The sequence below is a fragment of the Thiohalocapsa sp. genome (assembly GCF_019695415.1).
Classification (GTDB): Bacteria; Pseudomonadota; Gammaproteobacteria; order Chromatiales; family Chromatiaceae; genus Thiohalocapsa.
In genome coordinates this window covers 1,733-12,493 of sequence record NZ_JAIFKJ010000363.1, presented here as the reverse complement: position 1 = coordinate 12,493, position 10,761 = coordinate 1,733, and the positions used below count along the sequence as shown (strand labels likewise).

General features: G+C 65.7%; 8 protein-coding genes. All 8 read left to right on the top strand.

From position 1 onward, the window contains the following. Window positions 1–123: 123 nt before the first annotated feature. On the top strand, window positions 124–1,191 hold the full coding sequence (locus I6U14_RS10460; protein WP_296899126.1) for an ABC transporter substrate-binding protein: 1,068 nt from the start codon (window positions 124–126) through the stop codon (window positions 1,189–1,191). A gap of 506 nt (window positions 1,192–1,697) precedes the next feature. After that, window positions 1,698–3,644 carry an acetate--CoA ligase gene (gene acs, locus I6U14_RS10455; protein WP_296899124.1) on the top strand — a complete coding sequence of 649 codons (1,947 nt, stop codon included), beginning with the start codon at window positions 1,698–1,700 and terminating at the stop codon, window positions 3,642–3,644. Window positions 3,645–3,920: 276 nt separating this feature from the next. Beyond that, window positions 3,921–4,754: an NYN domain-containing protein gene (locus I6U14_RS10450; protein WP_296899122.1), complete on the top strand. Its 834-nt coding sequence runs from the start codon at window positions 3,921–3,923 to the stop codon at window positions 4,752–4,754. A gap of 164 nt (window positions 4,755–4,918) precedes the next feature. After that, window positions 4,919–6,637: a type IV-A pilus assembly ATPase PilB gene (pilB, locus tag I6U14_RS10445; protein WP_296899120.1), complete on the top strand. Its 1,719-nt coding sequence runs from the start codon at window positions 4,919–4,921 to the stop codon at window positions 6,635–6,637. Between the two features lie 90 nt (window positions 6,638–6,727). Further along, window positions 6,728–7,966: a type II secretion system F family protein gene (locus I6U14_RS10440; RefSeq protein WP_296899118.1), complete on the top strand. Its 1,239-nt coding sequence runs from the start codon at window positions 6,728–6,730 to the stop codon at window positions 7,964–7,966. A 42-nt stretch (window positions 7,967–8,008) separates the two neighbouring features. Next, entirely contained in the window at window positions 8,009–8,935 is a 927-nt protein-coding gene (locus tag I6U14_RS10435; RefSeq protein WP_296899116.1) for an A24 family peptidase, read from the top strand. Window position 8,936: 1 nt separating this feature from the next. Next, a complete protein-coding gene (gene coaE, locus I6U14_RS10430) occupies window positions 8,937–9,578 on the top strand; it encodes a dephospho-CoA kinase (RefSeq protein WP_296899114.1) in 642 nt (213 codons plus the stop codon). A 142-nt stretch (window positions 9,579–9,720) separates the two neighbouring features. Further along, window positions 9,721–10,761: chloride channel protein (locus I6U14_RS10425; RefSeq protein ID WP_296899112.1), on the top strand; the 1,041-nt coding region annotated here is incomplete at its 3' end.

The window sequence follows — 10,761 nt, the reverse complement described above, 5'->3', positions numbered from 1 at the left end:
CGGCGCCCAAGCGCCAGGGCTGCGGTGAGGGCCGTCCGACGGGCGCGGCGTTTGGGCGCCACATGGGGCTTCGGCCCTGGCATACGCCAGTCGCCAAACACGGATCTGCACTGAGGATTCTCGATGAATACCAACCGTACGCTGGCTCTGGCCCTGGCAGGCGCCGGACTCCTGCTCATCATCGCTGGTCCCCTGCTGCCCGGGGGCGAGCGCGCGGTCGTCAACGACCCGCCGCGCACCGGTCACGTCACGGATCTGGCCCGCGCTGATGACGGCTCCATCCTGGCCGGCACCCAGGACGGCGAGCTCTGGCGGCTCGCCGACGGCACCTGGGACCGCGTCGACATCGACCTGGGCGGACAGCCGGTCACCGCGCTCGCAGCGGATCTGTCCGGCGATCCGAGTGAAGGCCCCATCGGCACCGGCGGAGGGCTCGTCAACGCACCGAGCGGCTTACCGCCGGTGACCGTCCGGGTGAGCGACGAGGCCGCCACCGCGAGTGGCCTGGTGGTGGCGACAGGGGGGGGGCTGCTGATCGAAGGTGACGGCGACTGGCGGCGCCAGCTCGACGGCGTCCATGTATATCGCCTGGAGCCACAGACCATTGACGGCGCGGACTACCTGCATGCGGGCACGGTGGACCAGGGCGTCTTCACAGCCGATGTCGCCGACCTCGCGAGCTGGGCGCCAAATAGCACAGGCCTGCCGGAGACGGGCAATGTGTTCAGCTTTGTCATCACCGCGGGCGACCGGCTCATCGCCGGCACCAGCAAGGGCCTGTATTGGCAATCCGCCCCGTTAGAGCCATGGCAGCCGATCAAGGTCGGGCTCGAGCAGAGCCGCATGCTCTCGCTGCACCTTGAGCCGCCGCGCAAAGACACCCAGCGCCTGTGGATCGGCAGCGACGACGGCTTGTTCAGCGTGCGACTCATGGAGGACGACGACGGCCTTACGGCCTCGGCCTACGCAGAGCCCGCTGCCGGACCGGACGCTGGTCTGCGCTACGGCGTGAGCTGGATCGTGCCCTTCGATGACGGGGTGATGTTCAGTGCCGGCGGGGTGTACCAATTCGGCAGCTTCGGCGTGCCCGGGTGGTATTGGATCTCACTGCTTGGTGTCATTTTGCTACTGCTCGGCGGCTGGCTCTTCCCCGCGCGTGAGCGCGCCGGCGAGGCGCCCGCCGGCAGCTAAGGAGATGCTGATTTATTGGGCATCCTGCCCAAAAATCCGACGGAGCCGGAAAACGCGGTTTCCCGGCTCCTTCATTTTCAGCGACTTGCGTCGCCGAAAATGGCGGGGCATCCTGCCCCGCACGGGAAGCGCCAATAAATCGGCGCTTCCCTAATGCGATCGCCACTGACACGGAAGAAGGGTGCCGAGGCCGGGCCGGCTCCGCGCCGGGGCTCGGTGGCGAGCATACCGGCGAGGGTTTAGACTCACCGGCCTAGGGAGATGCTGATTTATTGGGCATCCTGCCCAAAAATCAGACGGAGCCGGGCCTGTGCAGACATTGGGCGGTTTCCCGGCTCCTGCATTTTCAGCGACTTGCGTCGCTGACAATGGCGGGGCGTCCTGCCCCGCTCGGGAAGCGCCAATCAATCGGCGCTTCCCTGGCGAAGACAAAGAATTCGGTGCAAAGAAACCGGCGCCACGCCGCCGGTCGTGTCCCCATCGCAGCACACCCGAGGAGCCCCACCATGTCCGACGTCAAGATCTACGAAGTTCCTGCCGACATCGCAGCCCGTGCGCACATCGACGACGAACGCTACCGCGCCATGTATCAGCGCTCGGTGGATGACCCGGAGGGCTTCTGGGCCGAATACGCCGACGAGTTCGTCACCTGGTTCAAGAAATGGGACCGGGTCATGGACTACAGCTATGACGCGGACAATCTGTACATCCGTTGGTTCGAAGGCGGCAAGCTGAACGTCTCCTACAACTGCCTGGACCGGCATTTGGACACGCGGGGTGACCAGACGGCCATCATCTGGGAAGGCGATAACCCCGCAGAGGACAAGCACATCACTTACCGAGAGCTGCATCGGGAAGTCTGCAAGCTCGCCAACGCCATGAAGGCCCGTGGCGTGCAGAAGGGCGACCGCGTCTGCATCTATCTGCCGATGATTCCGGAGGCGACGGTGGCCATGCTCGCCTGCACACGCATCGGCGCCGTGCACTCTATTGTCTTCGGTGGCTTTTCGCCGGACTCTCTGCGCGATCGAATCCAGGACTCCGAATGCCGGCTCATCATCACGTCGGACGAGAGTGTGCGGGGCGGCCGCAATGTGCCGCTCAAAAAGAACGTTGACCAGGCGCTCGCCGACTGCCCGAGCATCGACACCTGCATCGTCGTCAAGCGCACCGGCGGCGACGTTGCCTGGATTGAGGGCCGGGACCTCTGGTACCACGAGGTCGTGGATGCGGCGGACGACGTCTGCGAGCCCGAGCAGATGGACGCCGAAGACCCGCTCTTCATTCTTTACACGTCGGGCTCCACCGGTAAGCCCAAGGGTGTACTGCACACCACCGGCGGCTATCTCGTCTTCGCCGCCATGACGCACAAGTACACGTTCGACTATCAAGACGGCGAGGTCTATTGGTGCACCGCCGACGTCGGCTGGGTCACGGGCCACACCTACATCGTCTATGGCCCACTCGCGAACGGTGCCATCTCGCTGATGTTCGAGGGCATCCCGACCTACCCGGACGTCTCGCGCTTCTGGCAGGTCGTGGACAAGCACAATGTTGCAACCTTCTACACGGCCCCCACCGCGATCCGCTCGCTGATGCGCGCCGGCGAGGGACCTGTCAAGCAGACTTCCCGTAAGAGCCTGCGTATCCTTGGCACCGTCGGCGAGCCCATCAACCCCGAGGCGTGGGAGTGGTATCACAACGTCGTGGGCGACGGCCGCTGCCCCATCGTCGACACCTGGTGGCAGACCGAGACGGGCGGCCATTTGATCACGCCCCTACCCGGGGCCACCGCGTTGAAGCCCGGCTCAGCGACGCGGCCCTTCTTCGGCGTAGTGCCAGCGCTGGTGGACCCCGCGGAGGGCACGATGCTGGAGGGTCCCAGCGAGGGCGCACTGGTTATCACCCGTCCTTGGCCAGCACAGATGCGCACCGTGTACGGCGATCATCAGCGCTTCATCGATACCTACTTCAAGCAGTATCCGGGTTATTACTTCTCCGGTGACGGCGCTCGCCGCGACGAGGACGGCTACTACTGGATCACCGGGCGCATCGACGACGTGCTGAACGTCTCCGGCCACCGCCTGGGCACCGCGGAAATAGAGTCCGCCCTGGTGCTGCACGAGGCCGTTGCCGAGGCCGCCGTCGTCGGCTATCCGCACGATATCAAGGGCCAGGGCATTTACGCTTACGTGACCACGATGACGGGCGTTGACCCGAGCGACGAGCTCAAGAAAGAGCTGGTCAAGCTGGTGCGCTCCGAGATCGGCCCCATCGCCGGGATTGACATCATCCAATGGGCGCCGGGCCTGCCGAAGACCCGCTCCGGCAAGATTATGCGCCGCATCTTGCGCAAAATCGCCGCTAACGAGGTCGACAGCCTGGGCGACACTTCCACCCTGGCGGATCCGACAGTGGTCGATGACCTCATCACAAACCGCGCCAACCAGTAGTATTGGCTTGGCGTCGGCCGGTCTGTCGCAGACCATCTGCGCCGGATCGGCCGCTGCCAGGTCCGCCGCGAGGTGCCGCGCCAGCAGTACCCCCGCCCCACGCCGAGCATGCACCCCTGCTCAGTACCAGAGCCGCCATGCAATCTCGGCCCGCTTTCCTACCGACACACCGCGCTCCGAACCGGCAGCGCTCCGCCCCGACGTTTAACGTCGCGGACGCGGCCGGCCGCCACTTTGTCCACACGAGCGCAACCAGACCAACAGGAGCCCCCAGTCTTGCCATCCCTGCCGAGAGTCGGCGTCTACGTGGACGCAGAGAACATTCGCTACAACGGCGGTTATCAGATGCGCTACGACGTGCTGCGCAACTTCGCCGCACGCCAGGACGGCATTCTGCAACGCCTGAATACCTACATTGCCTACGACGCCCAACGCGCCGACGAAGACCCGGAGTACAAGAAGAAATCCCGCGCCTACCAACAGATGGTCCGAGACTTCGGCTGGAAGATTACCGTCAAGCACGTCCGGCGCTACACGGACGAGATGGGCAACGTCTCCACCAAGGCCAACGCCGATCTCGACATGGCCGTGGACGCGATGCTGCAGGCCGAGAAGCTGGAGCAGGTCATCCTGGTGACCGGCGACGGCGACTTTCTACAGGTCGTGAATGCCCTGCAGAACCGCGGCTGCCGCGTGGAGCTGATCGGCTTCAAGAACGTCAGCCGCCAGCTGCAACAGGAGGCGGACAACTTCTGGTCCGGATTCCTGATCCCCGACCTGCTGCCGGTGTCCTATGAGCCGCGCAACGAATGGGGCAAGCCCGGCTCCTGCGTTAGGGGCGTCTGCACCAAGTGGTTCCCGGACAAAGGTTACGGCTTCCTGCGCTTCATGAGTCATATTTCGCCCAATTTGTGGATCACCGACCCGCGGGACCCGAGCTCGCCATACGTCAGCGTCTTCTGCCACGCCAACGAAGTCGCAGAGGACGTGAACGAAGAGCAGCTGCTGAATCGCGAGACGATCCTGGAATTCTACTTGGCCGAGAGCGAGCAGAAAGACAACGGGCTCGTGGCCCAGAACGTACGGCTCGCGTTTGGCGTCAATCGTTGAGGCCCGACCGAAGCCATACTTCCAAGACCCACGGACGGGCTAGACTGGAGGCTCAAGGGCGGCGTCCAAGCCGCCGCAGGCTGCCCACGCCGAGGGCCGACTGTTGCATGCGCTGCGAAATCCTGCAGACGAGCCCGTAAGGCGGGCCCGAGCGAGGATCCTGTATGTCCACTGAACAGGCTCAGATCCCACCAAGCGGCTTGGCGCAGCGATTGGTGCGGGACGGCTTGCTCAGCGAGCAGCAAGCGCAAAATGCCCAAACCGAAGCCACGCGGCGACGTCAATCCCTAATCCAGTACTTGGTCTCGGAGAAGGTGCTGGACAGCCGCAGCGTCGCCGTCGCGGCCTGCCAGGAGTTCGGCGTACCGCTGCTGGACCTCGACGCCGTCGACCCGCAGACCCTACCCTTCACGTTGGTCGACGAGAAGCTGATTCGCAAGCACCGGGTATTGCCCATCCACAAGCGGGGCAACCGGCTCTTCTTGGCGGTCTCGGATCCGACCAACGACCGCGCATTGGAAGAAATCCGCTTCAGCACGGGCATGGCGACGGATGCCATCCTCGTGGAGGAGGCCAAGCTTGCCGCCGCCATCGATCAAGCGATCGATGCCCAGGGAACGACCATGGCGGACCTCATGGATGCGGACCTGGATAACCTCGGCATCACCAGTGACGACGAGCAGGGGCTCGGCGGCGATGACTCCGATCTCAACGTTGACGACGCCCCGGTGGTGCGCTACGTCAACAAGGTGCTCGTGGACGCCATCGCGGCGTCCGCGTCGGACATCCACTTCGAGCCCTACGAGAAGTCATTTCGTATTCGCTATCGGCAGGACGGCATGCTGCGCGAGGTAGCCAACCCGCCCATCAGCATCGCCGGACGGCTGGTGGCGCGGCTCAAGGTCATGTCGCGCATGAACATCGCCGAGCGGCGCCTGCCCCAGGACGGGCGCATCAAGCTGAAGCTGAGCCGCACCCGCGACATCGACTTCCGCGTGAACACGCTGCCAACCTTGTACGGCGAAAAGGTGGTGCTCCGAATTCTCGACTCCAGCGCTGCCACCGTGGGCATCGACGAGCTCGGCATGGAACCAGAGCAGAAGGCGGCCTTTCTAGCGTGCATCAAGAAGCCCTACGGGATGATCCTGGTCACCGGCCCCACCGGCTCGGGCAAGACCGTATCGCTCTACAGCGCGCTCAATATCCTGAACGCCGCGGACGTCAACATCGCCACCGTCGAGGACCCGGTGGAGATTCAGGTCCCAGGCATCAATCAAGTCAACATGAATCCAAAAACAGGGATGACCTTCGCCGCCGCGCTGCGCGCCTTCCTGCGCCAGGACCCGGACATCGTCATGGTGGGGGAGATCCGCGACCTGGAAACCGCCGAGATCGCCGTCAAGGCGGCCCAGACGGGCCACCTGGTGCTGTCGACCCTGCACACCAATGACGCGCCGCAGTGCCTGACGCGTCTTGCGAACATGGGTGTACCGCCGTTCAACATTGCTTCGTCCGTGCTGCTGATCATGGCGCAGCGCCTCGTGCGGCGGCTCTGCCCGCACTGCCGCGAACAAGACGATCTGCCCAATGAGGCACTCATCGAAGAGGGCTTCGCCGAAGCGGAGATCGCCGAGGGCATAACCGTTTACAAGGCCGTAGGCTGCAGCCGCTGCGTCGACGGCTATAAGGGCCGCGTCGGCATCTTTCAGGTGATCAAGGTATCGGAAGCGATGGGCCGGCTCATTATGGGGGGCGGCAACTCCATCCAGCTCGCAGAGCAAGCCGAGAAAGAAGGCTACGCGGACCTGCGCCGCGCCGGACTGCGCAAGGTCAAAGCCGGCGTGACCAGCCTGCTCGAGCTGAACCGGGTAATCAAAGACTAGCGCCAAGGCGCCGCGACCGACGACGCGCCGGCGGTCGCGAGCCCAGAACCATCGGCAAGCGCCCGCAAGACCCGCCACCGGGACCAAACCATGGCCGTCACCGCCCTCCAGAAGCCCAAGACCGAGAAGGCCCATGTGTTCGCCTGGGAGGGTGTGGACCGGCGCGGCAACCGCGTCAAAGGGGAGCTGCGTGCACCGACCATTGCCCTGGTGCGCGCCGATCTTCGCCGTCAGGGTGTCAATCCGACCAAGGTTCGCAAGAAGCTGCAGCCACTGTTTGGTGGCCGCAAGCGCAAGATCACGAGCCAGGACCTCGCTGTCTTCAGCCGCCAGCTGGCCACCCTGATGACCGCAGGCGTGCCGCTGGTGCAGGCCTTCGATGTCGTCGGCCGGGGCCATGACAACCCGAGCATGCAGGACTTGGTGCTCGCCATCAAACAGGACATCGAAAGCGGCACCGCCATGGCCGATGCCCTGCGCAAGCACCCGCGCTATTTCGACGACCTCGTCTGCAACCTGGTGGCCGCCGGCGAGGCCGCCGGCGTGCTGGACATCCTGCTGGACAAGATAGCGACCTACAAAGAAAAGACCGAATCCATCAAGGGCAAGATCAAGAAGGCGATGTTCTATCCGGCGGCGGTCATCCTGGTGGCCATCGCCGTCACCGTGGTAATCCTGCTCTTTGTCATCCCCCAGTTCAAAGCGCTGTTCAGCAGCTTCGGCGCGGATTTGCCCCCCTTCACGCTGCTGGTGATCGGGCTCTCCGACATGCTGCGAGCGTACTGGTGGGCCGTGGCCCTGGGCACAGGCGCCGCCGTCTGGGCCATCGGTCAGCTGTTCAAGCGCTCGCGCAACTTCCGTGAGCTCATCGACCGCGCTGCGCTCAAGATCCCGGTGATCGGCGGCATTCTCAACAAGGCGGCCATCGCCCGGTTCGCGCGCACCCTATCCACCATGTTCGCCGCCGGCGTACCTCTGGTGGAGGCGCTGGGCTCGGTGGCCGGCGCTACTGGCAACATCGTCTACAGCACTGCCGTGCAGAAAATGCGTGAGGATGTCGCGACGGGCCAGAGCCTGCAGCTCAGCATGCGCCAGCGCGACCTGTTCCCGCACATGGTCATCCAGATGACCGCCATCGGCGAGGAGTCCGGCGCCCTGGACGAGATGCTCGCGAAGGTGGCGGACTTCTACGAAGAAGAAGTCGACAACGCCGTGGATGCCCTGAGCAGCCTGCTGGAGCCGCTCATCATGGTGGTCATCGGCGGTCTGGTGGGCGGACTGGTGGTGGCCATGTACCTGCCCATCTTCAAGCTCGCGGCCGTGGTTTGAGCGCCAGCCGCGGCGACGCATGGCCGACGGCCGTCTACTGTCATGGACCCCACCGACGCACTATTCGCCACGCTCTTCGAGACGCCGGCGCTGCTGTTCACGAGCGTCCTGCTCCTGGGCCTCATCATGGGCAGCTTCATCAACGTTGTCATCGCCCGCCTGCCGCGCATCATGGAGCAGGAGTGGCGCGCGGAGTGTGCAGCGCTTGCGGCCGCCGATGCTGTCCAGGCGGAGGAGCCGCCGCCGGAGCCTGTGCACGCAGAGGCGCCCGCTGCGCCGGCGCTGAGCCTATCGCGCCCCGCCTCCCACTGCCCCCTCTGCGGCCACCGCATTCGCCCCTGGGAGAACATCCCCATCCTAAGCTGGCTCGCGCTGCGAGGGCGCTGCAGCGCCTGCGGCGGCGCCATCTCCTGGCGGTACCCCGCAGTCGAGGCACTGACCGCCCTGTTGTCGCTGCTGGTGGTCTGGCAGTTCGGGCCGACACCGCAGGCTGCCGCCGCACTGGTGCTCACCTGGGGGCTCGTGGCCCTCGCCTTCATCGACGCCGACACCCAGATACTGCCGGACGACATCACGCTGCCACTCTTGTGGCTCGGCCTGGTACTGAGCCTGTGGGACTTGTTCGTCGGCAGCCGGGCAGCCATCCTCGGCGCCGCCGCCGGCTATCTCACCTTCTGGCTGGTATTCCACGCCTTCCGGCTGATCAAGGGCAAGGAGGGCATGGGCCGCGGCGCCTTCAAGCTGGTAGCGCCCTTTGGAGACTGGCTGGGCTGGCAGACCCTGCCGCAGAAAGTGCGGTTGTGGGCGGTGCCCGGAGCGGCGTTCGGCATCGCCCTGGTAGTCACGGGCCGCAACGGGCGCGAAACACCCATTCCCTTTGGACCGTTTCTGGCCATCTCCGGCTGGGTGAACCTGCTCTGGGGACAGGAAATCACCGCCGCTTATCTGAACTTCAGCGGAATCAGCTGAGATGAGCACGGAGACAGACCACCGAGTCGAGCATCCCGACCACCCCTTCGCGGTGGCGCTCACAGGCGGCATCGGCAGCGGCAAGAGCGCCGTTGCAGCACTTTTCGTGAAGCTCGGCGTCACGGTCATTGACGCCGATGTGATCTCACATGCGCTGACAGCACCGGGCGGGTCGGCACTGGCGCCCATCGCCGACGCTTTCGGCACAGACGTCATCGCGGCGGACGGCGCCTTGGACCGTGCCGCGCTGCGCGAGCAGGTGTTCTCGGACCCAGCCGCGCGCCAGCGTCTGGAGGGCATCCTGCACCCAATGATCCGCGCGCGCATGCAGGCGGATCTGGCGGCGGCCGCGGGCCCCTACGCGGTGCTCGCCATCCCGCTCTTGGTGGAAACCGGCCAGACCGACATGGCCGACCGGGTACTGGTGGTAGATGCGCCGGAAGACCTCTGCATCGAGCGCGTCGGCCGCCGCAGCGGTCTCACGCCGGAGCAGGTCAAGCGCATCATGGCGAGCCAGGCGAGCCGCGAAGACCGCCTTGCAGCGGCGGACGACGTCATCGAAAACACCCGCGACCTCGAGGACCTCGAGCCGAAGGTCCGAGCCCTGCACGCTCGCTACCTCTCACTTGCCGCCGGCGCGTGAGTCCCATCCCCGTCACATCGCTGTCGGTCTCTGCATCGAAGCCCAATCCAGCCACCAGTGGAGCCCCAAAGCAAACGGGACACCCCTGAACACGACACGCTGCTGCGGCCAGTAGCCCAGCCCGCCGGTAGAATGTACCCGCATGGACGACGACTACGCCGCCTCCCTCCGCCTGACCTTGCTCGGCGTGATCAGCGGTCTGCTGGCCGCCCTGGTGGTGCTCGGCTTCCGTGGCGCCATCGAGTGGGGCCAATGGCTGTTGTTGCCCGCCGCGGGTGGCGACGGCTACGAGGTGCTCCCAGCCCCCGCACGTTTGGCACTCCCCGTCGCAGCCGGCCTATTGCTTGGCATCGCTTTTGACCTGCTGCCCCGCGACCGCCGCGATGTCGGCGTCACCCATGTGCTCAAGCGCCTGCAGGCCCCGGGCCGCGAGCGTCTGCCGCTCAGCAACATGCTGGTGCAGTTTCTGGGTGCTGTAGTGGCCATCGTCGGCGGCCATTCCGTGGACCGGGAGGGGCCGGCGGTGCACCTCGGCGCGGGCAGCGCCAGCTTCGTCGGCTCCCGGCTCGGCCTAGATGCCGAAGAGGAGCGGACCCTGCTCGCCGCAGGCGCGGCCGCGGCCATCGCCGCTGCTTTCGACACACCGCTGGCGGGCGTGGTGTTCAGCATCGAGGTGCTGCGTGTCCGTTACCAGGTAAACCGCTTCCTGCCCGTCATCGTCGCCGCCGTCGTAGGCGCCATGGCGAGCCGCATGCTCGCTATGGACGATCCGGGCTTTCCGGTGGTGCCGGAGCACCTGGGCTCGCACTGGGAAATCCTCGCGATGCTGACGTTAGGGGGCGGCATCGGTCTGCTGGCTGTGGCCTTCTCCGCCCTCGCGACATGGCTGCTGCGCCACACCGGGCGCTGGCCCTGCAGCGCCAGCTTCCCCCTGGCCGGCCTGCTCACTGGCGTGCTCGCGCTCTGGACGCCGCAGATCATGGGCATCAGCTACGACACCCTCGCCGTGATGCTCCTCGGCGAGGCCGAGCTGGCCTTGGTGCTGCCGCTGGTGGCCACCAAGCTGGCCGCCACAGCGGGTAGCATCGGGCTGCGGGTGCCTGGCGGCGTCCTCGGGCATACTCTGTTCCGCGGGGGCGCCGGCGGCCGCGCCCTTACCCGTCATCCCGCCGCACCGCGCCCC

What these genes read in the sequence shown, in the direction of transcription:
- I6U14_RS10460 (WP_296899126.1), top strand. Translation starts at nt 124, where the DNA reads ATGAATACCAACCGTACGCTGGCTCTGGCCCTGGCAGGCGCCGGACTC.
- acs (WP_296899124.1), top strand. Translation starts at nt 1,698, where the DNA reads ATGTCCGACGTCAAGATCTACGAAGTTCCTGCCGACATCGCAGCCCGT.
- pilB (WP_296899120.1), top strand. Translation starts at nt 4,919, where the DNA reads ATGTCCACTGAACAGGCTCAGATCCCACCAAGCGGCTTGGCGCAGCGA.
- I6U14_RS10440 (WP_296899118.1), top strand. Translation starts at nt 6,728, where the DNA reads ATGGCCGTCACCGCCCTCCAGAAGCCCAAGACCGAGAAGGCCCATGTG.
- I6U14_RS10435 (WP_296899116.1), top strand. Translation starts at nt 8,009, where the DNA reads ATGGACCCCACCGACGCACTATTCGCCACGCTCTTCGAGACGCCGGCG.
- coaE (WP_296899114.1), top strand. Translation starts at nt 8,937, where the DNA reads ATGAGCACGGAGACAGACCACCGAGTCGAGCATCCCGACCACCCCTTC.